This window comes from Flavobacterium sp. (assembly GCF_044376915.1).
In the GTDB taxonomy this organism is placed as follows: domain Bacteria; phylum Bacteroidota; class Bacteroidia; order Flavobacteriales; family Flavobacteriaceae; genus Flavobacterium.
This window is the reverse complement of sequence record NZ_JBILKB010000005.1, coordinates 1-25445: the sequence shown is the minus strand read 5'-3', so window position 1 is coordinate 25445 and position 25445 is coordinate 1. Positions and strand designations below refer to the sequence as shown.

The window sequence follows — 25445 nt, the reverse complement described above, 5'->3', positions numbered from 1 at the left end:
TAATACATGAATAATACATACTCCAGTTATATAGATCGAGAAAAGAGTTGGTTGACTTTCAACGCTCGGGTACTACAAGAAGCAAACGATGCAAACGTACCGTTATTAGATCGTCTTCGTTTTTTAGGAATTTTTTCGAACAATTTAGATGAATTTTTTAGAGTGCGCTATGCTGCAATTCGCCGAATGAGTTTAGAAAATACCGAAACAGAAAAAATATTAGGTGTTTCTGCAGATCAATTGTTGAAAGAGATAACGGTAATTGTTATAGAACAACAAGCAGAGAGTCTTCGTATTTTAAATGAGATTGAGAAAAAACTAGAAAAGGAGAATATTTTTATCATCAACGAAAAAGATATTTCTAAAGATCAGGAAAAGTTTATTCATGACTATTTCATTCAAAAAGTTAGTCCCGCTCTAGTTACGATCATGTTAAATGATTTAGAAGAATTTCCATTATTAAAAGACACTTCAGGCTACTTGGCTGTGAAATTAGTAATGAAGTCTTCTCCAACCAATGAAAAATTTGGTGAAGAAATTCGGTATGCAGTTGTTGAAATTCCAAATACCATCAATCGATTTGTCGTATTGCCTTCAAATTCAGAAAAACAGTATATTATTCTATTAGACGATGTTATACGTTATAATCTAAATAATATATTTAATATTTTTGATTACGATAGCATTTCAGCACACATGATCAAAATTACCCGTGATGCACAGTTAGAATTTGATAGTGATTTAAGTAAAAGTTTGATCGAGAAGATATCTTCATCCGTTAAAGATAGACGCGTAGGTGAACCAGTTCGCTTCGTATATGATCAAGCAATTGAGAAAGATACTTTGTCTTTTTTCTTGCGGGGTATGCACATTGAAAGTTTTGACAGCGTGATACCTGGAGGGAGATACCACAATCGTAGAGATTATATGAGTTTTCCAAACTTAGGCCGTTATGACTTGTTGTATCGTGAAAATGTACCTTTACCCATTTCAGGTCTGTCTTTAGAGGGTAGTATTTTGGAAAAAATTAAAAAGAAAGATTATTTACTCTATGCGCCATATCAATCTTTTTCATACATCATTAAGTTTTTGCGTGAAGCAGCATTGGATCCAAAAGTAGCCTCCATTAAAATTACATTATATCGTTTGGCAAAGAATTCTCAAATTGTGAGTTCGCTTATCAATGCAGCTAAAAATGGAAAAAAAGTAACGGTTCAAATTGAATTACAAGCGCGTTTTGATGAGGAGAGTAATATTTCCTATTCTGAACAAATGCAAACCGAAGGTATTGAACTTATCTTTGGTGTTAAAGGATTGAAAGTCCACAGTAAAATTTGTGTCATTGAGCGTATTGAAGAGGGGAAAGTAAAACGATACGGTTTGATTTCCACCGGAAATTTCAATGAAAATTCCGCCAAAATTTATACGGATGTAACTTTATTTACAAGTAATACTGAAATTTTAAAAGATGCTGCTAAGATTTTTGACTTTTTTGATGTAAATTATAAAGTACACCGCTACAAGCATTTGATTGTATCGCCACATTACACTAGAGGTCGGTTTAATAAATTAATTGACCGTGAGATTACCAATGCTTTATTAGGAAAAGAAGCATTCATTAAGTTAAAAATGAACAGCATTTCCGATTTTAAAATGACGGATAAGTTGTATGAAGCTAGTAATGCTGGTGTAAAAATACAATTGATTATTAGAGGCATCTGTTGTTTAATTCCCGGAATAAAAGGATTGAGTGAAAACATCGAGGCCATAAGTATTGTAGATAATTATTTGGAACATGCACGTGTTTATATATTTGCTAATGGCGGTGATCCAGATGTATTTATTTCTTCTGCCGATTTTATGACACGAAATTTAGACGCTCGGGTAGAAGTGACCTGTCCAATTTATGATGAAGATATTAAAAGAGAATTGATCGAAACCTTTGAAATTGGTTGGAAAGCTAATGTAAAAGCCCGATTGCATTCCAGTGATTTAGCGAATCAATACCGACGACGCGGCGATGAAAAACCGTTTAGAGCCCAATTAGAAATGTACAATTATTATCAAATGAAGTTGGATGTAATTGCCGAAACTGTTCGATAATTTGAATAATCACGAATGATAACGATAAAAAAATATGCCGCTATCGATATTGGATCTAATGCCATGCGACTTTTGGTGACCAATATTGTAGAGCAAAAAGATTGTGTAACCCAATTTAATAAAAGTGCATTGGTAAGGGTGCCCATTCGTTTAGGGCAGGATGCTTTTACGATGGGAACCATTTCAAATGAAAACATTGAGCGCATGGTTGAAGCTATGCAAGCATTTAAGTTATTGATGAAGGTGCATAAAGTGGAGAAATACCAAGCTTGTGCCACCTCTGCATTGCGAGAGGCTACCAATGGCAATGAGGTGATTGCAATTGTTAAAAAACGCGCAGATATCAATATAGCCATTATAGATGGAAAAAAAGAAGCTGCTATTATTGCAGCTTCAGATCTAACACGATTTATAACTACAGATAAGGCCTTTTTATATGTAGATGTGGGCGGAGGTAGTACCGAATTTTCACTATTTTTTGAAGGAAAAATCAAGGTTTCTAAGTCGTTTAGAATTGGTACCGTTCGATTATTAAATAACATGGTTGCTGATGTTGTTTGGGAAGAAATTGAAGAATGGATCAAATCGAATACCGCTTCTTATGATAATTTAACACTCATTGGTTCAGGAGGAAATATCAATAAATTATTCAAATTATCTGAAAAAAACCAAGACAAACCCTTGTCTTATATGTATTTACAAGCGCAATACCAAAAATTGAACAGCATGACTTATGAGCAACGAATTGCCGATTTAGGATTGAATCCAGACCGAGCCGACGTAATCATTCCTGCTACGCGTATTTATTTAAACGCTATGAAGTGGAGTGGAGCTCGTTCTATTTATGTGCCAAAAATTGGACTATCGGATGGTATTGTTAAGGCAATGTATTATGGGAAAATCTAGTTAGACATCTAGGTCGAAGGTTTTACGTAACACATCTAAAGTGGGATTAATTTGTTGTAATCGTTCAAATTTTTCTTGAGGCGTAAAGGCATATTTGTTTTCAACGGTTTCATTTACAACAACTTCAATAGTAATGTCATGATTGTGTAATTTGCCTCGTAAATAACCCAACAATTCATGATAACCAGTCGTAAATTCTTCTTTGGTACTTTGATTGGGCAATTCTAGCGTAATTGTCGTTCCGTTTAATGTTGGATCGTTCATTTGCATATACGTTGCCAACAAACGTTTTCCAGAATCAGTCATTTTTTGAGCAAATTTATTCCACTGCAACAACATATCGGTTTCATTAAACGCTTCAGAAGGTAATTCTTCTTTGTGTTTTTGATGATGTTGCTGTTGTGCTTCTAAGTCCTTTTTGGCCTTTATACTGGCCAATGAAAGTGCTGATACTTTTGTGCCTTGCGGATTTAAGTTGAGAAGAACTGGCTTTGGTATTTCTGGCAGATCAATTTTTTCAGTAACGGGTTCGGGTGTAGATGTTAATTCAATTGTTTGCGCAACTGAAACAGTGTTTTGTGATTCCTGAATAATTGCAACAGCAGGTTTAACCTCAACAATAGAGTAGGTGTTGTTTTTAAAGTGGGTAGCGGGAATAATAAATTTAGCTACTTTTTTTTTTCTCCATCAAAGGTGATGGAGGCTAATTGCATAAGGCAAAGTTCGACTAACAATCGTTGATTTTGACTCACTTTGAATTTTAGATCACATTCGTTGGCCAACTCAATTCCTTTGATTAAAAAGTCATGCATGGCTTTATGTGATTGTGCGGAATATAACGCTTGTGCTTGTTCTCCGGCTTCTAAAAGCGATAGCGTAGCTGGGTTTTTGCAGACCAACAAATTTCTAAAATGAGAAGCCAAACCAGCTATAAAATGATGTCCGTCAAAACCTTTAGCCAGAATATCATTATATGCCATCAAAAGATCAGGAATTTTATTTTCTAAAATTAAATCCGTGATGTTGATATAATATTCAAAATCCAAGACGTTTAAATTCTCAGTAACAGCTTGTCTTGTTAGGTTGTTTCCACAATATGAAACCACTCTGTCAAAAATAGATAGTGCATCACGCATAGCGCCATCTGCTTTTTGAGCAATGATGTGCAACGCATCGTCTTCAAAAGCAACACCTTGTTCTTTTGCAATTTCAGCCAAATGATCTTTGGCGTCTTTGACCGTAATTCGTTTGAAATCAAAAATTTGACAACGCGATAATATCGTTGGAATAATTTTATGTTTTTCAGTCGTAGCTAAAATGAAAATGGCATGTTTTGGTGGTTCTTCTAATGTTTTTAGAAAGGCATTAAAAGCAGCTTGCGAAAGCATGTGTACCTCATCAATAATATAAACTTTATATTTTCCAGTTTGTGGTGGTATTCTAACTTGGTCTATAATGCTTCTGATATCATCTACTCCATTATTTGAAGCAGCATCCAATTCAAATACATTGAACGAAAAATCTTCATACGGATCATCATAACCTTCTTGATTAATTTTTCGAGCCAATATACGCGCACAAGTGGTTTTGCCTACCCCACGTGGGCCCGTAAACAATAATGCTTGTGCTAAGTGATTGGTTTCTATTGCATTCAACAACGTATTGGTAATAGCCTGTTGCCCCACAACATCTTTAAATGTTTGTGGACGGTATTTTCGGGCTGATACTATAAATTGTTCCATATTACAGATTGATTTACAAATATAAGTAGGGCAGTGCCAAAAAACAAGTTCATATTTCCAAAAACAAAAGAAGTTGTGTACAAGTTATTCACAATAGCATTAGGATAAATAAAAATAATTTGGATTAACCTCTAAATTCTAAATTCTAAACTCTAAATTTGCAACGCAGACCGCCTTATCGCTCCACTTGTTTGGAGAGGAAAGTCCGGACACCAAAGAGTAGCATAGCGGGTAACGCCCGTCCATCGAAAGGTGAGGACCAGTGCAACAGAAAGTATGTACAGATAATGCTGTAGTGAAACCAGGTAAACTCTATGCGGTGAAATGTCAAGTAAATCAGCAGTTTCTGAGCAATTAGAATAAGGGCGACTCGTTCGATGCTGAAGGGTAGGCAGCTTGAGTCATGCAGTAATGTATGATCTAGATAAATGATAAGGCTCCGAATATCGGAGACAGAATCCGGCTTATAGGTCTGCTTTTTTTAATCTTCTTAGTCTTCTAAAGATTCTTCTTCGTCACTTTCCAATTCGTAAAAGGAAAATACCGAACCGCCATAGTTTTTAGCGAAAGAAAAATTCATCATATGATCTAGTTTCGTATGCTTTGAATGTTCCACAATTAACATTCCTTCTTCCTCTAACAATTCATTTTCAAAAATGAGTTGGATGATTTTTTCAAATTGTTCCTGACCCAGGTCATAAGGTGGATCCGCAAAAATAATATCGTAAGAGGTTTTGCTTTTTTCTAAAAATTTAAAGGCATCACTTTTTAAGGCTGTAATGTCTAAGTCTAAATCGGATGCGGTTTTTTTTATGAAATTCACACAACCAAAATCGCCATCAACGCTAGTTATGGGGCCCGCCCCACGAGAGCCAAATTCATAACTAATATTTCCAGTCCCTGAAAATAAATCCAATACTTTTAACCCGTTAAAATTAAAATAGTTATTTAAAATATTAAATAAAGATTCTTTACACATATCTGTCGTTGGACGAACCGGAAGGTTTTTTGGAGCTACTAATCGCCGACCTTTGTGTTTACCAGAAATAATTCTCATGAATGGTATAGAATAAAGTGATTTCGAAGTGCTGTTTCTGACACATCCAATCCGGCAGTTAAGTGTGCTACTTCGAATAAAGAACAATTTCGAATGTATGTAAAGGCCATTTTATAAAGGGCATCTTCTTCACTACATTTTCCTAATAATTTTACAGTAACTGTTTCTGGATTCAACTGCAATTGTTCGCAAGTAAATAGCAAATAATAAATAAAGTCTTCAGCAGTAGTATATTGAAACGAATTGAATAATAAAAGTTCTTGATTTTTTACAACTACCAATTCAAAATGTTCTTTTTGTACATGAACAAAAACCAGTTTTTCTTCTTTGTTTTTAGAAAATTCTAAACACTTCTTTAGCAAGATAGAGTTACTGTTTTTATAATCAAAACTTTCAAATTGGTCCAATAAAAAGTTATTAATATTCATGAAAGGGACATAAACATTATTAATCTCATAGGGTAGAAGTGTATCGTATGCAAAGAAATCCGTTTCAAAAACTTTGATGTTGTATTGTAAATAACTGGCTAAAAAAGCAGGGTCAAATAATGATGTTGGTACTAAAGCATTTAAACTATTGTTGTGTAATACAACCACTTCGTCATATGCGTTGGCCAAAATTGAAAAATCTACAAACGCCCTCCAGAGCTGTTCTTCTATTACTTTGTTTTTTTCAAAATGAACTTCTTGCGTGTGCAATATTTTGTGTGTAATTAAATCGATGACACAAAATGATAATTCAGTCAAGGAAACTTGAAAAACTAATTTTTTGTACGTTTTTTGCGTGATGTCACTCGAAGAAATTACCATAGTATTCAAACTTGATTCATAAACAATACCGTTTACTGCTATTGGCAAAGCTACAATTTTTTTCTAATCCTATCGCTATTTTTATAAAATCAGCACTATATTTGATAATTAATTAAAGCCTCTTTTTATAAATGATTACTTCATCGGTGTTTTATAAGTTACTGCTTCAAAATTCTTTGTTTCAGCCTACTGTAAAACAAAATTTATTTTTTCAAAAAATTGCCGTATTTCTGTTCAATACCTCAAACGATGAAATTTTTGTTTTGAAGGGGTATGCTGGGACTGGTAAAACAACTATTATTTCTACGGTTATTAATCATTTGGAAACCATAAATATGAAATGCGTTTTATTAGCCCCAACTGGTCGTGCGGCAAAGGTAATCAGCAACTATTCGGGAAAGCCTGCTTATACCATTCATAAACGTATTTATTTTCCCAAAAAATCAAAGGGGGGTGGTGTTAGTTTTACGTTGCAACAAAATAAATTTAAAAACACCATTTTTATAGTAGATGAATCGTCCATGATTTCTGATACATCGCTAGATTCAAAGTTATATGCCAACGGTTCGCTACTTGATGATCTTTTCTTTTATGTTGAAGCGGGTAACAATTGTAAACTACTTTTGGTAGGTGATACAGCTCAATTACCTCCCGTTAACATGACCGTTAGCCCGGCTTTAGATATTCATACACTTTCTTTAAACTACCAGAAAAACATACAACATATCGAACTCGATGAAGTAATGCGTCAAGCGGAAACGTCTGGTATTTTGTATAATGCCACGCAATTACGCGAATTATTAGATTCTCATTTTATAGATACTTTTCAGTTTAACTTGATCGGATTCAAAGATATTGTTCGACTACAAGATGGTTATGATATTCAGGATGCCATTCATAGTGCCTATGATAATTACGGATTAGAAGACACGGTTTTTATTGTCCGATCTAATAAACGCGCCAATCAATACAATCAGCAAATTCGAACATCGATATTATCCAAGGAAAGTGAACTTTCCACCGGGGATTATTTGATGGTGGTGAAGAATAATTATTTTTGGCTGAAAGAAGATACAGAAGCCGGTTTTATTGCTAATGGGGATATCATTGAGGTATTGGAAATTAGAAAAATTCAAGAACTCTATGGTTTTAAATTTGCTACTGTAAAAATCAGGATGGTGGATTACCCCAATCAAGCGCCTTTTTATACCATTTTGATGTTGGATACGATTACTAGTGAATCACCTTCGTTAACCTATGAACAATCCAATCAATTGTATCAGGAAGTATTACTGGATTATGAAGACGAAAGACAACAATACAAAAAGTTGCAAAAAGTCAAAGAAAACGAATATTTTAATGCCTTACAAGTAAAGTTTTCGTACGCTATTACCTGTCATAAATCGCAAGGTGGTCAATGGAAAACAGCTTTTGTAGAACAACCCTATTTGCCCGATGGTATTGATGTTGATTATGTGCGTTGGTTGTATACTGCTATTACCCGTGCCGAAGAAAAACTTTATTTGATTGGATTTAAAGACGAATATTTTAAAAATTAATACTTTTGTAAAATCAAACTCTCAAAAAATGAAGATCATTGCTGTTATTCCGGCTCGTTATGCCTCTACTCGTTTTCCTGCTAAATTACTGCAAGATTTGTGTGGAAAAACGGTTATTTTAAGAACCTATGAAGCTGCTGTGAAAACAAATTTATTTGACGATGTGTTTGTGGTGACCGATTCGGATTTGATTTTAGATGAAATTGTTGCGAATGGAGGTAAAGCTATACGTTCTGTAAAGGATCATGAGAGCGGCAGTGATCGTATCGCAGAAGCGGTTCATGATATGGAAGTAGATCTCGTTGTTAATGTTCAGGGTGACGAACCTTTTATCGATAAAAAACCCTTAGAAGAATTGATTCAAGTATTTAAGAATGATTCAGCTAAAAAAGTTGATTTGGGTTCTTTAATGTTTGAAATTAAAGATGTTGCAGAAATCAACAATCCAAATAATGTAAAAGTCATAACTGACCAACATGGTTTTGCTTTGTATTTTTCCCGCTCGGTTATTCCTTATCCAAGAGAAGAGCAGGTGGGGGTTCGATACATGAAACATATCGGAATCTATGCCTTTCGAAAAGAAGCATTACTTGATTTTTACCGTTTACCTATGTTGTCGTTAGAAGCTTCTGAAAAATTAGAGCAACTGCGTTATTTGGAATATGGAAAGCGCATCAGAATGATAGAAACCAGCCATAGCAGTATTGGAATCGATACACCGGAAGATTTAGAAAAAGCCAGACAAATATGGTCTTAATTTTCTGTATCTCCAAAATAGCCTTTGCTCTTTACTTTGGTAGAGAAAAAATTTAAAAACAAGACTACAAAAAACAAAAAGAACATGGCTTGCAAGCTTACTAGTGCTTTTCCAAACGTGGTGACGGGGTAGTAATCTCCAAAACCAATCGAACTAGAATTTACCATGCTAAAATAGATGGGATCAAACCAATGAGCGAAGGATTTGTTCATATTTTCACCAAGGGTATACAATACGCCAAATGATATTACAATTTCTAAATAATTAAAAAACAAAAGGAGCATTGACCGTTTGTAGGAACGAGGTTTAGAAAATGAATCGGAAGCAAAAATTAATGTTGGTATATATAACACTGTTTCTAATAATAAATAAACTAAAAGCCAGACAATATAACTACTGGATTGCCATCCATAAATTAGTGTCAATAAAGGAAAAACTACTTTGCCAACTACATAAAAATCCAAAGCCAAATCTTGGTATTCATAACCTCTTTTACAGGCTAGGTATTTGATATAAATGCCTGGAAAAAGTAACTGTGAACATGAAAGAAATAGACGAACTATTTTTTCAACTCCATTATCATCTTGATGGTCGTTGTTCCAAATGGCTCTAATGTTAAGGAGGCTTTTTTGAATAGGGTTTAATTTAGGTTTGTAGTTTCTAGAAACTTTTCCCACTAATAATTTACGCAATATAGTATTCATTAGCTTATTTTATTTACAACAATAAGTTTATTAAACGTTTCAACGTTGACTAAAGTGGTTACTTTATAATCTTTAGTTTGGAAAGCAGTAGTAAATTTATGCAGTTTGCTTTCAACATCATTTAAAAGCATAAAGTTAAACAAAATCCAACTATTATTTGCCATAGATTGCTTGATGTTTTCAATAAAATTTGACTCAAATAAAAAGCTAGGCATTACGTCATCTTCAAAGATATCTAAAATAACAAAGTCAAATTTATGATTGTTTTGAGCGATAAAGATTTGAGCATCTTGGATGACTATTTCAAAATTTTGGTAATTACCCAGATTGAAGTAAGTTGTTGCAATATCAATAACCTTTGGATCAATGTCAACACCAATAATGATACCGTTGTTGTGAATCTTATTTCGTAGTAAGTTAATGGCGCTTCCACCAGCAACACCTAGTAAAAGTGTAGATTGTACATTTTTTAAAGTCGAATAGCCAATGTGTTGCATGCCTTTTTCAAGCACTTTTTCTAAACTACCATGCGAATAATTGGTGTGTTTTGAATCCAAAACCAATTTACCATTATTCCAAGTTACTTCAAGGTTGGAACTTGTGTTAGATGGTGTTTCAAAGACTTTTATAGGTATTAAATAGCTAAATAAGCGCTTAATCATCTCATTTTTGTTTGTAATCGTAAATATAATTTTATTTTTGCCATAAATTCACAACTTATGAAACAAAAACTATACAGCTTTATTTTTTGCTCGCTGTTGGGCTGGAAAGTTGAAGGGACAATTGCACCTGAGCTAAAGAAGTGTGTGTTAATTGCTGTTCCTCATACCAGTTGGTGGGATTTTTTCTTAGGAATTTTTTCGCGTGGCATTTTAAATACTGAAATTAATTATGTGGCCAAAAAAGAATTATTTGTTTTTCCTTTCCATTATTTTTTCAGATGGACTGGAGGAAGACCTTTGAATAGAGAGAAAAATGAAAATAAAGTAGACGCTATTGCTGCTGTTTTTTTAAAGAACGAAGTGTTTCGATTGGCCATTGCACCTGAAGGTACTCGAAAAAAAGTTGCACAGTGGAAAACGGGTTTTTATTACATCGCTTTGAAAGCTAATGTGCCCATTGTACCCGTTGCTTTTGACTACCAAAAGAAAGTAGTTTTGTATCATCAACCTTTTTATCCAACAGGGGATATTCAAGCTGATATAACATTCTTAGAATCTTATTTTATTGGAGTAGTGGGTAAGAACCCGGATTTAAGCTATATTCCCAGAAGATAAATGTGACTTAGGATTGGTAATTTTTAAATGTACCATCCGAAAAAAAGATTACTATACGATCTATTTGTGGCAGAGCAGTATTATTTATATTTTTTGCTGTGGGTGCTTTTTTTGTAGGCAGTGGTGCTGTAGAAAACAAATCCAATGCGTTTTCAGAAATTGCTGGGCTGCTTGGGATTTCTATTTCATTAGTAGAATTGACAAACTCAGCAGTACTATTTTTATCCGATTTTGGAAAAGTCCCTTTACCATTTAATATCCAATATAAATCCACTTCTGGAAACACTTCAATTACTTTAATGATAAAATCTAAACTAGGTTTGTTTCTGCCTGATAGGAGGTGAGATAAGCTAGAACGCTGAACGTTTATTTTATCTGCAAAAGCTGAGGCAGATAAATTATAATAATCAAGAACTATTTCCAAGCGTTTGATGAATTCGTCGATGTTTACCATTGTAACTAATATTGTCGGTGATATTGTTTACAAATGTAATTAAAAATTTATTTATAAACCAATAGTGGGTTATTAATTAGCAATAAAAATTTTAAACTTAAAATTTATTTAAAACTACATAATATATTGATTTGTAATAATTTAATAATTAAATTTTAAATTTATATATTTAATTACAAAAGTGAATTAAAACATTGTTTACATTTGTAAAAATAAAGTTCTTTACATTTGTATTTCAATAAATATATATGGATTTTTTAGCTTTAGCCACAAAATATTTAGTTCCTGATTTACAAGGAAAGTATATTCATTTGGATATCATTGCTCCCTTAATGGATTCCTTTGCAGATCATTTTGAATTCAAAGAGGTCGGAAAATCCGTTTTGCAAAAAAGTATTTATCAAGTTAAAATTGGAAGTGGTAAGACTAAAATTTTGATTTGGTCGCAAATGCATGGTAATGAATCAACAACTACTAAAGGGCTTTTTGATTTCTTTAATTTTTTGACTTCTGATACCGAATTGGCAAATCAAATAAAAGCAAACTATACTTTATTGTGTATTCCGATGTTGAATCCCGATGGCGCATTTGCTTATACACGAGAAAATGCAAATGGGATTGATTTAAATAGGGATGCTGTTGCTGAAACCCAACCTGAAATGCAATTGCTGAAACGCACATACGAACAGTTTAAACCTGATTATTGTTATAACCTCCATGATCAACGCACTATTTTTGGAACGGTAGGATTTAATAGTCCTGCAACTATTTCCTTTTTAGCTCCAGCATTTGATGCTGCTTGTCAATATAATTCCACTCGATTGAAAGCTGTCCATGTTATTGTGAGTATGGTAGATGTTTTGAATTCTTATTTACCCAATCAAATAGGGCGATTTGATGACGCTTATAATGTTAATTGTACGGGTGATTATTTTACAACCCAGCAAACGCCTACAATTTTATTTGAAGCCGGACATTATCCAAATGATTACCACAGAGATGAAAGTAGAAAATTTGTTTTTGTGGCATTGGTCGCTTCTTTTCTTAAGCAAAACGAAAACGTTGTAGTTGACAATGATTTGACTAAATATTTGAGAATTCCTCAAAATAATAAATGTTTTTTCGATATTATCTATAGAAATATCAAAATTATTGATAATAATGTTGAAAAAATAATTAACTTTGCTGCTCAATACCGTGAAGAGGTAATAGCAGGTAAAGTTGAATTTCGAGCCGTTATTTCTAAAATCTCTGATTTAGAGAATCATTTTGGTCATGTTGAATATGATTGTGAATCAATGCTTTTTTCATCCAACGGGAAACCCTATCCAATAATTGAAGAAGAAGCTACGTTTGATCTCAATAATTCTATTAAATTTAACAACGGATTAAAAATAATTTAATAAATTTGTTTCGGTATTGATAAAAAATCAATAATTTAACATTTATTATAAGCGCTATGAGCAAGTTTCGTTTAGATGAAGTAGATCATCAAATTTTAGACATGTTAATTGATAACACTAGGGTTCCCTTTACAGATATTGCTAAGAAATTATTGATTTCTGCAGGAACGGTACATGTTAGAGTTAAGAAGATGGAAGATGCAGGTATTATTCAAGGCTCTTCACTTACGTTAGACTATGAGAAATTAGGCTATTCCTTTATTGCATATGTAGGTGTGTTTTTACACAATACGTCTCAAACTAAATTTGTTTTGGAACGAATCAATCAAATTCCTTATGTAACAGTTGCACATGTAACAACAGGTAAGTTTAATATTTTTTGTAAGATCAGAGCTAAAGATACAAAACACGCTAAAGAGGTAATCTTTATGATTGATGATATTGAGGGTGTTTACAGAACAGAAACCATGATTTCTTTAGAGGAAAGTATCAACGACAAAAAGCGATTGATGCATACTATTTTTAAAGAACTTTAATATGTAAAGCCTCTTATAGAGGCTTTTTTTATACGTATAGAACGATGAAAAATCTGCAAGCAAATGAATATGTTCCGTATCAAATGAATTACATCAAATTGGTTTCGGAACAAAATATAGTAAAAGGATTAAAGGATCAAAAAGAGGAAATGATTCATTTCTTTAGTTCGATTCCTGTTTTTAAACAAGAATTTAGATATGATGAGGGTAAATGGACGATAAAAGATTTGCTATTGCATTTGATTGATGCTGAACGAATTTTTGCTTACAGGGCGTTAAGAATTGCAAGAAACGATGCAACAGCTTTACCTGGATTTGATGAGAATGAATTTGTGTTGGCATCACAAGCAAATGAAAGAGAATTTGAGAGCTTATTAGATGAATATGCAAATGTACGAGATGCAACAATAAGTTTGTTTTCTTCATTTTCCGAATCAGATGTATTAAAATTGGGAACGGCTTCAAATGCAAGTGTATCCGTAAGAGGTATAGGTTATTGTGTATTAGGGCATGAATTGCACCACAAACAAATAATAATAGAACGGTATTTATAATAATAAAGGGAATTCAATCGAATTCCCTTTATTATTCTTCATCTTCATCTTCATCTTCTGTGTCTTCTATGTCTTCAGATTCATTAGCAACTTCCTCGTCATCATTTTCTTCTTCATCATCAATATCTAATTCTTTAAGACCTACAATTTTATCAACGACCACTTCTTCGGTTATGATATCATCTTCATCAAAATTTTCAATTCGATCAGATAGCTTAGTACTTACTTTAACTAAAAAAATAGTATCTGAAGTACGAACTTCAACAGCTTCTACAGTTTCATTTTTGGCATTTTTAAATCGAATGATATCTGAATCATCATAGCCATCTGGAAATTTCTCAACTAGTAGGGTTAAGATTTCATTTGTTAATTTTGCGTAATCAACAATAACTCTTTTCATTGGGGTAGTTTTTAATCTTGTAATTTCGTCAAATGTAATATCCTTAACTTATATTTTCAAGTAATTTGAAATATTTTTTTTATTTTTTTTTACCAGCCTAAAATATAAGCAAACATTAAGGGTGCAACTATCGTAGCATCAGACTCTACAATGTATTTTGGTGTATGAATGTCTAATTTACCCCATGTGATTTTTTCGTTTGGAACGGCTCCAGAATAGGACCCATAACTTGTGGTTGAATCGGAAATTTGACAAAAATAACTCCAGAATGGCACGTCATGCATTTCCATGTCTTGATATAACATAGGAACTACACAAATGGGGAAATCACCTGCAATTCCTCCACCAATTTGAAAAAATCCAATTCCTTTACCTGCGCAATTTTTTGGATACCAATCCGCTAACCACATCATGTATTCGATTCCACTTTTCATTGTCGTTGGTTTGAATTCGCCTTTGATGCAATAGGACGAGAAGATATTCCCCATCGTACTGTCTTCCCATCCAGGAACTACAATTGGTAAATTCTTTTCAGCAGCTGCAACCATCCATGAATCTGCAGGATCAATTTCGTAATATTGTTTCAATACGCCCGAATTTATCATTTGATACATAAATTCGTGTGGAAAATATCGCTCACCTTTTGAATCGGCGTTGTTCCAAATGTCAAACAAATGCGATTGCAATCTTCTAAAAGCTTCTTCTTCTGGTATGCAGGTATCGGTTACACGATTGTAATGATTTTCTAATAAATCCCACTCCTCTTGCGGACTTAAGTCTCTATAATTAGGAACTCTTTTGTATGAATTATGTGCCACCAAATTCATGATATCCTCTTCCAAATTAGCACCTGTACATGAAATAATGTGTACTTTATCTTGACGTATCATTTCGGCTAGTGATTTTCCTAACTCGGCCGTACTCATAGCGCCAGCCAGAGTAATCATCATTTTTCCATTGTCTAATAAATGTTCTTCATATCCTTTTGCAGCATCTACTAATGCAGCAGAATTAAAATGAAGGTAATGTTTTTCAATAAACTGACTAATTGGTCCTTTGCTCATTATTTCGTTTTTTATTTTTCTTTATTTTTATTGTATCCTAATATTTCTAATACTTCCTCGGCTTTTTGTTGTTCTGAAAAAACCTCGGTGGCAATAATGCCGTTTTTATCTTTATCGATTAAGATGTGCTTAGGTTGGGGTAAAATACAATGGTGCAATCCGCCAAAACCGCCTATCGTTTCTTGATACGCTCCTGTGTTAAAGAAACCAATATATAATGGTTTTTCTTTGTTGTATTTTGGTAAATAAACAGCATTCATGTGTTGTTCAGAATTGTAATAATCATCCCCATCACAAGTTAATCCGCCTAATAGTACTCTTTCGTAGGTGTCGTTCCAACGGTTTACAGCCATCATTACAAAGCGTTTGTTAATTGCCCAAGTATCCGGTAACGTAGTGATGAATGAAGAATCGATCATGTTCCAATTTTCTCTGTCGTTTTGTTTCTTCTGATACAATACTTGGTATAAAGCACCGCCTGATTCTCCCACAGTGAAAGAGCCAAACTCAGTAAAAATATGAGGCACGGCTACTTCAGCATCATCACATGCAATTTTAATCTGATTTAAGATTTCGTCTACCATATATTGGTAATCGTAATCAAAAGCTAAAGAGTTTTTAATTGGAAAACCACCCCCAATATTTAAACTATCTAATGAAGGACATTCTTTTTTCAAAGCAATGTACACTTTCATACACTTTAATAATTCGTTCCAATAATAAGCTGTATCACGAATACCTGCGTTGATGAAAAAGTGTAGCATTTTTAGTTCCACCTTTTTATTTTCAGCAATTTGTTTTCTGTAGAAGGGTAAAATATCTTTATATCCAATTCCTAGACGTGAGGTATAAAACTCAAATTTAGGTTCTTCTTCTGCAGCAATACGAATTCCAATTTTAAACTTTCCATCGATTTGCTCTTGCAATAAGTCCAATTCTTCAAAATTATCGATTACTGGGATTGTATTTTTATGTCCGTTGTTGATTATTCTGGCAATATTGGTGACATATTGATCTCGTTTGAAACCATTACATACAATAAATGTGCTTTTATTAATTTTACCTTGCTCCATCAAATTTTCAACGATGTTGATGTCAAAAGCAGAAGAAGTTTCAATATGAATATTATTCTTCAATGCTTCATTTAAGATGAACTCAAAGTGTGAACTTTTGGTACAGTAACAATAGTAGTATTTGGCATCATAATCGTGCTTTTCCATGGCGTTTCTAAACCACATTTTAGCCTTATTGATGTTTTGAGAAATCTTTGGTAAATAGGTAAACTTTAATGGCGTACCATATTGTTCAACCAATTTCATTAAGTCGATGCCGTGAAACTGTAAATTATCTTTATTTAAAGTAAACTCTTCTTGTGGAAAATAAAAAGTTTGATTGATTAAGTCGTAATATTTTGTGTTCATTTTGTACAATTAGTTTTAAAAAATTATGAATTAAAAGAAAGCTTGATTCATAATAATTTTCAAACTCTAAGATTGGCAAAACGAATGGAAAGATTTTCACTGAACGCTTTTGAGGATTGAAAAAAATCTATGCAACGAAAAGAAAAAGTAAAGCGAGCAATAACAGAGCGGTTTGCAGTTCTATTATTGCGTAATTGCTTACGAAACGTATTATTTTTATCTTCTTTCATTAGGGCAAAGTTAAAAAATAAAATAGCTAAAATTGAAAAGTTACTTTAAAAAATAATTTAACACTTATAATCTTCAAAAGCCTTGTAAATCAATGTTTTATCTACATTTCTATTGATAGTTGCCGTTCCAATTTTTTCCAACAGTACAAATTGAATCTCACCGAAGGTGTTTTTTTTATCAAAATGCAGTAAATCAATAATGGTTGCAATGGTTTCATTTGAAAATGAAATGCGCTCAAATAGTTCATTTATGATGTATTTTATTTCCTGATAATCTTCTTGGGAAAGAAGTTTCTGTTCTTTAGAAAGAAAACTCTCTAAAATCATCCCGGCAGCAACAGCTTCTCCGTGAAGAAGTGTTGTTTCATTATTTTTTGCGAGAAAATAACTTTCAATTGCGTGTCCTAGCGTATGTCCAAAGTTTAAAACTTTTCGAACATTTGATTCGTAGATGTCTTGCAAAACAATTTCGTTTTTTATTTGAATGGAACGATGAATTAATTCCTCCAAATAATCTGTATTTAAAGTCTTTAGATTTTTAAATTTATTCCAATGTTCTGCATCATAAATCAACCCATGTTTTAACATTTCTGCTAATCCCGAACGCATTTCATTTGCTGGAAGTGTCGATAAAAATTGGGTATCTATGATAACTGCTTTGGGTTCACGAATGAGACCAATTTGATTTTTTAAATGCTCAAGATCTACTCCGTTTTTACCGCCAATAGCTGCATCAACCATACTTAATAGGGTAGTGGGAATCGTTATGAAATCTATTCCCCTCATAAATGTACAAGCTACAAATCCACCCAAATCAGAAATTACGCCACCGCCTAAATTTAACACAATGCTCTTACGATCAGCTCTTAATTCAGATAATGCGCCCCAAACTTCTGTACAGGTCGTAATATTTTTATGCAATTCTCCAGCTTCTAATTCGATAATTTCAATTTCGATATCGGTTGCCAAATTGCTCAAAAAATAAGGCAAACAATATTGAGATGTATTTTCATCCACTAAAATAAAAATCTTTGAATAGTGCGAAGGAAGGAGAATAGTGGCTAGGGATTCATATCCTTTAGCTCCAAAAAAAATATCGTAATTGTTTCCAGAAATAGTTTGCATATGAAAGCTTGAATTTTATTGCAAAATAAGGTAATTTTTATTTATAATTCGTAAAAACCGATGTATATTTGTGTCACTTTTTATCAAAATATCATGAATAAAATATTTGACAATACTCAAGTTGCCTTTTCTTTAAAAAGTGACACGGAGTTAAAAAGAGCTTACTTCTTATTTAAAATGATTGGTAGCCAGCCACTAGTTAAAATTGGAACTGCAGTTACTCATTTTGCACTAAAGGCCCATTTGCCAGTAGAAGGATTAATTCGTGCTACTGTTTTTGATCATTTTTGTGGAGGTGTAAACGAAGTAGACTGTTTGAAAGTGGTCGATAAAATGTTTACAAAAGGAGTATCTTCTGTTTTGGATTATTCTGTTGAAGGAAAAGAAGAAGAGGCCCAGTTTGACGCAGCCCTAGCCATGACATTGAAAACCATAACATTTGCTAAAGAACGAGAAGCGATTCCTTTTGCAGTATTTAAGCCCACTGGTTTTGGACGTATTGATTTATACGAAAAAGTAGGAGAAAAGACTAATTTAACTGTAGCAGAAGAAGCCGAATGGCAACGCATAATTACTCGTTTTGATACAGCCTGCAAAGCCGCATTTGAAAATGATGTCTTCTTGTTAATAGATGCAGAGGAAAGTTGGATGCAAGATGCTGCGGATGCAATTGTTACCGATATGATGCGAACTTATAACAAACAAAAAGCTATTGTTTTTAATACCTTACAAATGTACCGTTGGGACCGTTTGGATTATTTAAAACAATTGCATGAACTAGCAAAAACGGAAGGATTTCATATTGGAATGAAATTGGTGCGTGGAGCCTATATGGAGAAAGAAAACGATCGTGCTGCAGCTAAAGGATTGCAATCGCCAATTTGTGTTTCAAAAGATGCTACCGATATCAATTACAATGCTGCTGTTTTGTATATGGTTGAACATTTGAATCAAATGGCAATTTTTGCGGGAACTCATAATGAGGAAAGCTCTTATAAATTAATGCAATTGCTTAATGAAAATGGAATTGCCAAAGATGACAAGCGTATCTTTTTCGGGCAATTATTAGGAATGAGTGATAATATTAGTTTTAATTTGGCAGCTCACAATTACAATGTAGCCAAATACTTGCCTTTTGGTCCGGTACGTGATGTGATGCCTTATTTGATTCGTAGAGCAGAAGAAAATACTTCGGTAGCAGGTCAAACCAGTAGAGAGCTTACCCTTATAGAAAAAGAAAAAAAGCGGAGAAAACTGTAAAATCAAATAGATCTTATGTAAATAAAAAAAGCACTTCAGTTGAAGTGCTTTTTTTGTGGGCGATGAGGGGTTCGAACCCCCGACCCCCTCGGTGTAAACGAGGTGCTCTGAACCAGCTGAGCTAATCGCCCCAATACATGCTATACATTTTGTGTATTGCGAGTGCAAATATACACCGATAATTTATTTCTACAAGTGATTTGCGAAAAAAAATTATTTTTTTTCAATCTTTTCCAACAGTACCCGTTCTGTATAATTGATCATTGTAATAGTAATGTCTTCATTCTTAGAAGTTTTACCTTCGATAATATATATTTTACCTTTTCTATAAGGTTCGTTACTTTTTTCAAAATCAACATCTCCGTAGGTCAAACTTTTTCTTATATCGTCGATTGTAACCCATTTTTCATCCAATGAATGCTGTGCAAGCGAATCAATTACTAAGGATTTGCTTCGCAAGTCTTTTAATACTCGGCAATTGGGTAAATAACAAAATTCGACACCACGATCGGTTGCTTTTGCTTTTAAAAACCACATCACAAAAACTGCCCCTAGGAATAATCCAAAAATATAATACGCTAAACGAAACTGAAATTTCATACCTAATAATTTTGTACAAATTTACTATAAATTACAGTTAAAATAACTCTTGAAGTTGTAGAATTAACGAAATTAAAAAACAATTAAATTGATGTCTCTGTGCTCTAAGTCAAACCAATCTGCTATGGCTTTGTTGGTCAATAAACCGTGGTAGCTATAAATACCGTGTTTTAGCCCTAAATTACATCGAATAGCACTTTCGATACCACCATCTTCAGCGATTTGCAATAAGAAAGGTGAAATGATATTACTAATTGACATAGAAGCCGTTTTAGAATAGCGTGACGGTATATTTGGTACACAATAATGGATTACACCATTTTTAATAAAAGTTGGTTTTTCATGAGTTGTTATTTCAGAAGTTTCAAAACAACCCCCTGTATCGATACTTACATCGACAACTATAGCTCCTTTTTTCATGTGTTCTACCATGGTTTCTGTTACTACAATGGGTGCACGATTTTTACCTTTCATCGCACCAATCGCCACATCGCATCGACGCAAAGCTTTTAATAAGGATTTATCTTGTATGGTAGATGTAAAAATGCGTTGGTTTAAGGTATTTTGTAGACGACGTAATTTTGTAATAGAATTGTCAAAAACTTCGACATTAGCGCCAAGGCCTAAAGCGGTTCTGGCAGCAAATTCGGCAACAGTTCCTGCGCCAATGATAACGACTTTTGTGGGAGGTACTCCTGTAATGTTTCCAAATAACAGTCCTTTACCAATATTTTCTCCAATCATCAATTCAGAGGCAATTAGGATCGAGGCCGTTCCTGCAATTTCGGAGAGTGATTTTACAGCTGGATAGGAACCGTCTTCATCTTTTATAAATTCAAAAGCTAAAGCGGTAATGCGTTTAGCCGCCAATGCTTCAAAATAATCTTTTTTTTGAGTTTTTAATTGAATAGCTGAAATAACAATGGTTTGCGGATGCATGATTTCAATTTCCGATAGCGTAGGAGGTTCCACTTTTAAAATCATGGGACATGCTAATACTTTTTTTGTGTCTTGGGTAATTTCAGCTCCAGCATTACTATATTCTTGGTCGGAATAACTTGAGTTTTCTCCTGAGCCTGCTTCTATCATGACACGGTGCCCATGATAAACCAATGAAGATACAGCATCTGGAGTCAAACAAATGCGGCGTTCTTGATAAGAAGTTTCTTTAGGAATACCAATAAATAATTCACTTTTGTGTCGGGCTACTTCTAATTTTTCTTCTTGTGGAAGTAATTGCGATGTTGAAAAAGGACTATAGATTGCCATGACATTAGATTTTAAACGGGAAAATTACTAATAATTTTTGTATTAAAAAACTGCTATACAATAAATTACTTATAGGTTAGCTAATTATTTAAAACCAACTCTCTCTTTCCGTCGGCTAATACCTTTATTGAAATATGTGCATGATCAATAGGAATTAAATTGGGGGTTTTTTCGGGCCATTCAATGAAACACCAATCGTCGGAATAAAAATATTCGTCCAATCCCATGTCATATCCTTCTTCTTCCGAGTTTAAGCGATACAAATCAAAATGGTATACAATTTCACCACGGTGGGTTCTATATTCATTTACCAATGAAAAAGTAGGGCTACTCGAATTGTCTTTAACTCCTAATTCTTTTACTATTTCTTTTATTAGTGTGGTTTTTCCCGCACCCATTTGGGCGTGAAAGGTAATTACTTTCTTTAAAGATGGGACTGCCAAAATTTGTTTGGCCACTGCATTTATTTCTTCTAAACTAAATCGAATTATCATGTGTAATATACTATTTTCGAGGCTCAAAAATTAAAAAAGGAATAACCATTTCTTCCAGTGAAATACCTCCGTGTTGGTAAGTATTGCGGTAATAACTCACGTAATGATTAAAATTGTTTACATAGGCCAAAAATAAATCATTTTTTGCAAAAATATAAGAACTACTCATGTTCAACGTGGGAAGTCCGATTTTTTTTGGATCTTTTACGGCGAAAACATCTTTATCTTCATAGGTTAAGCTTCGTCCGGTTTTGTATCGAAGATTTAAGCTTGTGTTTTTATCACCAATTACTTTGGATGGATTCTTACAATTGATGGTCCCATGATCGGTGGTTAATATCAATCGGAAACCAAGTTGTTGTGCTTGCTGAATCATCTCTAGTAGAGGCGAATTCTTAAACCAACTTACCGTTAACGATCGATAGGCTTTGTCGTTTGAAGCAAGTTCTTTGACCACATCCATTTCGGTTTTTGCATGCGATAGCATGTCAACAAAATTATAGACAATGGTGGTAAGATCATTTCCTTTTAAGGATTTGAAATTATCGGCTAACTTTTTTCCGGCTGCAAAATTGGTTATTTTATAATATTCCTGCTTTATGTTCAATCCCAAACGTTTCAATTGATCTATTAAAAACTCGGCTTCAAATTGATTTTTTCCTCCTTCATCAATGTCATTTTTCCAATATTGAGGCAATTTTTGTTCCATTTCAAATGGGGTCAAACCCGAAAAAATTGCATTTCTTGCATATTGCGTAGCTGTGGGTAAAATAGAAAAATAGCTGACTTCTTTTTCTAACTTGTAATGGTTGTTGATTAAACTTTCAAAAGCTTTCCATTGATCATAGCGTAAATTGTCAATGACCACAAAAAGAATAGGTTTGTCTTTTTTTCGAATTTCGGGTGCAACATACGTCCCAAAAATTTCATGGGATAATTGGGGTTTATTCGTTTTATCAATAAACCAATCTTCGTAGTTGCGTTCTATGAATTTACCAAATTGCGCATTGGCTTCAGCTTTCTGACTTTCCAATATTTCTACCATGCTTTGGTCTTCAATATTTTCAAGTTGAAGCTCCCAAAACAATAACTTTTTATAGAGTTCAACCCAATCTTCATAGGTGCGAACACTTCCCATATCCATGGCTATATTTCGAAATTCTTTTTGATAATCTAAAGTGGTTTTTTCAGAAATCAATCGCGAATGATCTAAATTTTTTTTCAAACTCAACAAAATCTGATTTGGATTTACGGGTTTAATCAAATAATCTGCAATTTTAGAACCGATAGCTTCCTCCATGATATATTCTTCTTCACTTTTGGTAATCATAATTACCGGGATTGAAGATTTTTTTTCTTTTAGTTCAGCCAATGTTTCTAAGCCACTTAAACCGGGCATATTTTCATCTAGAAAAACGACGTCAAAATTTTCACTCTCAAATAAATCAATGGCATCTTGACCGTTATTACAGGTGGTTACCACATAGTTTTTCTTTTCCAAAAATAGAATATGGGGTGTAAGCAGATCAATTTCATCATCAACCCAAAGGATTTTTATTTGGCTCATATTTTTTGTATTTGTTTGCAATTTACTATTTATTAAACGACGATAATACTAAAATTAGTATAAATTATTGGAATAGTTTTAAACAATTCTGTTGGGAAAATTACTTACATTTGTTACACTAAATATACTGTTGTGAGCCAAACGAATAAACTCAAAATCTTTAACGATCCCATTTACGGTTTTATTACCATACCGAATGCTTTCATTTATGATTTAATTCAGCATCCCTATTTCCAAAGATTGCGACGTATTTCACAAATGGGTATGTCCTATTTAGTCTATCCAGGGGCTCATCACACAAGATTTCATCATGCGCTAGGTTGTATGCACATTATGCAAAAAGCAGTACAAACCCTTCAATTTAAAGGTGTTAGTATTTCTGTAGAAGAAGAAGAAGCTTTATATATTGCAATACTGCTTCACGATATAGGACACGGACCCTTTAGCCATGCTATGGAACATAGTATTGTGGAAGAGGTACACCATGAACAACTTTCTTTACTATTTATGGAACAATTGAACCGTGAGTTTGATGGTAAATTGGATTTAGCAATTCAAGTGTTCAAAGGAGTTTATCCTCGAAAATTTATGTTGCAATTGATTTCAAGTCAGTTGGATATGGATCGCATGGATTATTTAAAAAGAGATAGTTTTTATAGTGGGGTTGCCGAAGGTAATATAAATAGTGATCGATTAATTCAAATGATGCATGTGAAGGACGATGTTTTAGTAATTGAAGAAAAAGGAATTTATTCGGTTGAAAAATTTTTGGTTGCGAGACGATTAATGTATTGGCAAGCCTATCTACACAAGACGAGTGTGGTCGCCGAATTGATATTGACCAAGATATTAAAACGTGCAAAAGAGTTGTCTCAAAATGGAATTGAATTGCCTTGTAGCGTGTCGTTACAATTTTTCATGACGCATAAAATAGCATTGTCGGACTTTGATGCTGTTACATTAAATAACTTTTCACATTTGGATGATTATGATATAATGGGTGCCATAAAAGCATGGCAATTCCATGATGATTATGTTTTACAAAATTTGTGTCGTATGGTTTTGAACAGGGATTTATTAAAGATTCAAATTACAGAAGATAAACAAGATAAATCGGAAATACAAGCCTTAAAAAACAAATTCATGAACTTGGCTTCTCTATCAGAAAAAGAAGCTGATTATTTTGTATTTAAAGGAAAACTTAAAAATCAAGCTTACAGTAAGTCAAGCGCACCAATTTATATTTTGAAAAAGGATAATAGTATTGAAGATGTTGTTGAAGCTTCCGATCAAATGTACTTGAAAGCCTTATCCAAAGAAGTAACAAAATATTACGTTTGTTTTCCAAAAGTAGTGCTTGGAATTTAACAGTTTAATTTAATTTTTATATTTTTGCACCTATAAAAAATCTCAAAGTTGTATATTTGATAGTTTTGAGTCGTTTTATATGTATCATTTCGTAAGTATTTACGAAATAAATATCCAAAATAAATGAAATTTACAGCAGCGCAAATAGCCGGTATATTAGAAGGAGAAGTAGTTGGAGATCCGAGTGCAGAGGTTTATAAATTAGCTAAAATTGAAGAAGGTACAGAAGGTTCTTTAACTTTTTTGGCCAACCCAAAATACATCCCTTTCATTTATACTACCCAAGCTACTATTACTATAGTTAATGCTACTTTTGTGCCTGAGCAAGTAATTACGACTACATTAATAAAAGTTGAGGATGCCTATCAATCTTTTTCAAAGTTATTAGAATACTACAATCAGGTTAAGTTAATGAAATCGGGTATTGAGCAACCTTCTGTTATTTCTGAGGGAGTTGTATATGGTACCGATTTGTATTTGGGAAGTTTTTGTTACATCGGAAAAAATGTAACCATAGGTAACAATGTAAAAATTTATCCAAATAGCTTTATTGGTGATAATGTTAGCATTGGTGATAATTGTGTTTTCTTTGCGGGAGTTCGAATCTATTCAGAAACGGTTATGGGATCAAATTGTACGATCCATTCGGGAACCATTATCGGATCAGATGGTTTTGGATTCGCTCCACAAGAAGATGGAACCTATAAAAAAGTACCTCAAATTGGAAATGTCATTATTGAAGACGATGTAGAAATTGGTTCGTGTACAACTATAGATAGAGCAACA

At 33.4% G+C, this 25445-nt stretch carries 26 protein-coding genes, 1 tRNA gene and 1 other RNA gene; 12 read left to right on the top strand and 16 right to left on the bottom strand.

Annotation, left to right across the window (positions count from 1 at the left end; genetic code table 11):
• The first annotated feature begins 6 nt into the window (after positions 1 to 6).
• Both ppk1 and ACIQ6Z_RS00995 read left to right on the top strand, forming a co-directional pair.
• Positions 7 to 2103: a polyphosphate kinase 1 gene (gene ppk1 / locus ACIQ6Z_RS01000; protein ID WP_396209078.1), complete on the top strand. Its 2097-nt coding sequence runs from the start codon at positions 7 to 9 to the stop codon at positions 2101 to 2103.
• 15 nt (positions 2104 to 2118) lie between these two features.
• Positions 2119 to 3009, top strand: a complete 891-nt coding sequence (locus tag ACIQ6Z_RS00995) for a Ppx/GppA phosphatase family protein (protein WP_396209077.1) — start codon at positions 2119 to 2121, stop codon at positions 3007 to 3009.
• On the opposite strand, the gene ACIQ6Z_RS00990 is transcribed toward ACIQ6Z_RS00995, so the two are convergent.
• On the bottom strand, positions 3010 to 3447 hold the full coding sequence (locus ACIQ6Z_RS00990; RefSeq protein ID WP_396209076.1) for a DNA polymerase III subunit gamma/tau: 438 nt from the start codon (positions 3445 to 3447) through the stop codon (positions 3010 to 3012). It lies immediately after the preceding gene.
• A 230-nt stretch (positions 3448 to 3677) separates the two neighbouring features.
• The gene (gene dnaX / locus ACIQ6Z_RS00985) at positions 3678 to 4751 is read right to left on the bottom strand and encodes a DNA polymerase III subunit gamma/tau (RefSeq protein WP_396209075.1); all 1074 of its coding nucleotides are present in this window, start codon (positions 4749 to 4751) and stop codon (positions 3678 to 3680) included.
• A gap of 162 nt (positions 4752 to 4913) precedes the next feature.
• Between dnaX and rnpB the strand changes: the two genes are divergently transcribed.
• Positions 4914 to 5234, top strand: an RNA gene (gene rnpB / locus ACIQ6Z_RS00980) — RNase P RNA component class A.
• A gap of 7 nt (positions 5235 to 5241) precedes the next feature.
• Here the strand turns inward: rnpB and rsmD are convergent.
• Together rsmD and ACIQ6Z_RS00970 are read right to left on the bottom strand one after the other, a co-directional pair.
• Positions 5242 to 5808: a 16S rRNA (guanine(966)-N(2))-methyltransferase RsmD gene (gene rsmD / locus ACIQ6Z_RS00975; RefSeq protein ID WP_396209074.1), complete on the bottom strand. Its 567-nt coding sequence runs from the start codon at positions 5806 to 5808 to the stop codon at positions 5242 to 5244.
• Positions 5805 to 6665: a DUF3822 family protein gene (locus tag ACIQ6Z_RS00970; protein ID WP_396209073.1), complete on the bottom strand. Its 861-nt coding sequence runs from the start codon at positions 6663 to 6665 to the stop codon at positions 5805 to 5807. The genes rsmD and ACIQ6Z_RS00970 overlap by 4 nt, the downstream gene beginning before the upstream one ends.
• Before the next feature lie 86 nt (positions 6666 to 6751).
• Between ACIQ6Z_RS00970 and ACIQ6Z_RS00965 the strand changes: the two genes are divergently transcribed.
• On the top strand, positions 6752 to 8176 hold the full coding sequence (locus ACIQ6Z_RS00965) for an ATP-dependent RecD-like DNA helicase (protein WP_396209099.1): 1425 nt from the start codon (positions 6752 to 6754) through the stop codon (positions 8174 to 8176).
• 28 nt (positions 8177 to 8204) lie between these two features.
• Positions 8205 to 8933, top strand: coding sequence for a 3-deoxy-manno-octulosonate cytidylyltransferase (kdsB, locus tag ACIQ6Z_RS00960; RefSeq protein WP_396209072.1), 729 nt, complete (start codon positions 8205 to 8207; stop codon positions 8931 to 8933).
• On the opposite strand, the gene ACIQ6Z_RS00955 is transcribed toward kdsB, so the two are convergent.
• Positions 8930 to 9637 carry a potassium channel family protein gene (locus tag ACIQ6Z_RS00955; RefSeq protein ID WP_396209071.1) on the bottom strand — a complete coding sequence of 236 codons (708 nt, stop codon included), beginning with the start codon at positions 9635 to 9637 and terminating at the stop codon, positions 8930 to 8932. The genes kdsB and ACIQ6Z_RS00955 overlap by 4 nt on opposite strands.
• The gene (locus ACIQ6Z_RS00950; RefSeq protein WP_396209070.1) at positions 9637 to 10299 is read right to left on the bottom strand and encodes a spermidine synthase; all 663 of its coding nucleotides are present in this window, start codon (positions 10297 to 10299) and stop codon (positions 9637 to 9639) included. The genes ACIQ6Z_RS00955 and ACIQ6Z_RS00950 overlap by 1 nt, the downstream gene beginning before the upstream one ends.
• Before the next feature lie 57 nt (positions 10300 to 10356).
• Between ACIQ6Z_RS00950 and ACIQ6Z_RS00945 the strand changes: the two genes are divergently transcribed.
• Positions 10357 to 10914, top strand: coding sequence for a 1-acyl-sn-glycerol-3-phosphate acyltransferase (locus ACIQ6Z_RS00945; protein WP_396209069.1), 558 nt, complete (start codon positions 10357 to 10359; stop codon positions 10912 to 10914).
• A 7-nt stretch (positions 10915 to 10921) separates the two neighbouring features.
• On the opposite strand, the gene ACIQ6Z_RS00940 is transcribed toward ACIQ6Z_RS00945, so the two are convergent.
• Positions 10922 to 11368, bottom strand: a complete 447-nt coding sequence (locus tag ACIQ6Z_RS00940; RefSeq protein WP_396209068.1) for a helix-turn-helix domain-containing protein — start codon at positions 11366 to 11368, stop codon at positions 10922 to 10924.
• Between the two features lie 248 nt (positions 11369 to 11616).
• Here ACIQ6Z_RS00940 and ACIQ6Z_RS00935 point away from each other — a divergent pair, with 248 nt between their 5' ends.
• Genes ACIQ6Z_RS00935 through ACIQ6Z_RS00925 form a run of 3 tightly spaced genes read left to right on the top strand, consistent with a single transcriptional unit; the run spans position 11617 to position 13861 of the window.
• The gene (locus ACIQ6Z_RS00935; RefSeq protein ID WP_396209067.1) at positions 11617 to 12771 is read left to right on the top strand and encodes a M14 family zinc carboxypeptidase; all 1155 of its coding nucleotides are present in this window, start codon (positions 11617 to 11619) and stop codon (positions 12769 to 12771) included.
• A 56-nt stretch (positions 12772 to 12827) separates the two neighbouring features.
• Positions 12828 to 13307 (top strand): Lrp/AsnC family transcriptional regulator, encoded by a 480-nt coding sequence (locus ACIQ6Z_RS00930; protein WP_262318519.1) that lies wholly within the window; start codon positions 12828 to 12830, stop codon positions 13305 to 13307.
• Positions 13308 to 13351: 44 nt separating this feature from the next.
• Positions 13352 to 13861 (top strand): DinB family protein, encoded by a 510-nt coding sequence (locus ACIQ6Z_RS00925; RefSeq protein WP_396209066.1) that lies wholly within the window; start codon positions 13352 to 13354, stop codon positions 13859 to 13861.
• 31 nt (positions 13862 to 13892) lie between these two features.
• Here the strand turns inward: ACIQ6Z_RS00925 and ACIQ6Z_RS00920 are convergent, their stop codons facing one another.
• The 4 genes from ACIQ6Z_RS00920 to aroB all read right to left on the bottom strand — a co-directional run bounded on the left by ACIQ6Z_RS00920 (position 13893) and on the right by aroB (position 18101).
• On the bottom strand, positions 13893 to 14261 hold the full coding sequence (locus ACIQ6Z_RS00920; protein ID WP_396209065.1) for a DNA primase: 369 nt from the start codon (positions 14259 to 14261) through the stop codon (positions 13893 to 13895).
• An 89-nt stretch (positions 14262 to 14350) separates the two neighbouring features.
• Positions 14351 to 15325, bottom strand: a complete 975-nt coding sequence (locus ACIQ6Z_RS00915; RefSeq protein WP_396197253.1) for a deoxyhypusine synthase family protein — start codon at positions 15323 to 15325, stop codon at positions 14351 to 14353.
• An 11-nt stretch (positions 15326 to 15336) separates the two neighbouring features.
• A complete protein-coding gene (locus ACIQ6Z_RS00910; protein ID WP_396209064.1) occupies positions 15337 to 16746 on the bottom strand; it encodes an arginine decarboxylase in 1410 nt (469 codons plus the stop codon).
• A gap of 287 nt (positions 16747 to 17033) precedes the next feature.
• Entirely contained in the window at positions 17034 to 18101 is a 1068-nt protein-coding gene (aroB, locus tag ACIQ6Z_RS00905; protein ID WP_396209063.1) for a 3-dehydroquinate synthase, read from the bottom strand.
• Between the two features lie 93 nt (positions 18102 to 18194).
• On the opposite strand from aroB, the gene ACIQ6Z_RS00900 reads away from it, so the two are divergent.
• Complete coding sequence (locus tag ACIQ6Z_RS00900) at positions 18195 to 19361, top strand: proline dehydrogenase family protein (RefSeq protein ID WP_396209062.1); 1167 nt, start codon at positions 18195 to 18197, stop codon at positions 19359 to 19361.
• Between the two features lie 56 nt (positions 19362 to 19417).
• Here the strand turns inward: ACIQ6Z_RS00900 and ACIQ6Z_RS00895 are convergent.
• From ACIQ6Z_RS00895 to ACIQ6Z_RS00875, 5 genes are all read right to left on the bottom strand, one after another.
• Positions 19418 to 19492 (bottom strand) — tRNA-Val (locus ACIQ6Z_RS00895).
• Between the two features lie 82 nt (positions 19493 to 19574).
• Complete coding sequence (locus ACIQ6Z_RS00890; RefSeq protein WP_396209061.1) at positions 19575 to 19961, bottom strand: DUF4258 domain-containing protein; 387 nt, start codon at positions 19959 to 19961, stop codon at positions 19575 to 19577.
• Positions 19962 to 20033: 72 nt separating this feature from the next.
• Positions 20034 to 21230 carry an alanine dehydrogenase gene (locus tag ACIQ6Z_RS00885; RefSeq protein ID WP_396209060.1) on the bottom strand — a complete coding sequence of 399 codons (1197 nt, stop codon included), beginning with the start codon at positions 21228 to 21230 and terminating at the stop codon, positions 20034 to 20036.
• An 80-nt stretch (positions 21231 to 21310) separates the two neighbouring features.
• Positions 21311 to 21724, bottom strand: a complete 414-nt coding sequence (gene tsaE, locus ACIQ6Z_RS00880; protein ID WP_396209059.1) for a tRNA (adenosine(37)-N6)-threonylcarbamoyltransferase complex ATPase subunit type 1 TsaE — start codon at positions 21722 to 21724, stop codon at positions 21311 to 21313.
• Between the two features lie 10 nt (positions 21725 to 21734).
• Positions 21735 to 23291, bottom strand: coding sequence for a PglZ domain-containing protein (locus ACIQ6Z_RS00875; protein WP_396209058.1), 1557 nt, complete (start codon positions 23289 to 23291; stop codon positions 21735 to 21737).
• Between the two features lie 132 nt (positions 23292 to 23423).
• Here ACIQ6Z_RS00875 and ACIQ6Z_RS00870 point away from each other — a divergent pair, with 132 nt between their 5' ends.
• Both ACIQ6Z_RS00870 and ACIQ6Z_RS00865 read left to right on the top strand, forming a co-directional pair.
• Positions 23424 to 24659 carry an HD domain-containing protein gene (locus ACIQ6Z_RS00870; RefSeq protein WP_396209057.1) on the top strand — a complete coding sequence of 412 codons (1236 nt, stop codon included), beginning with the start codon at positions 23424 to 23426 and terminating at the stop codon, positions 24657 to 24659.
• A 123-nt stretch (positions 24660 to 24782) separates the two neighbouring features.
• Positions 24783 to 25445 (top strand): UDP-3-O-(3-hydroxymyristoyl)glucosamine N-acyltransferase (locus tag ACIQ6Z_RS00865; protein ID WP_396209056.1); only part of this gene is annotated, 663 nt, incomplete at its 3' end.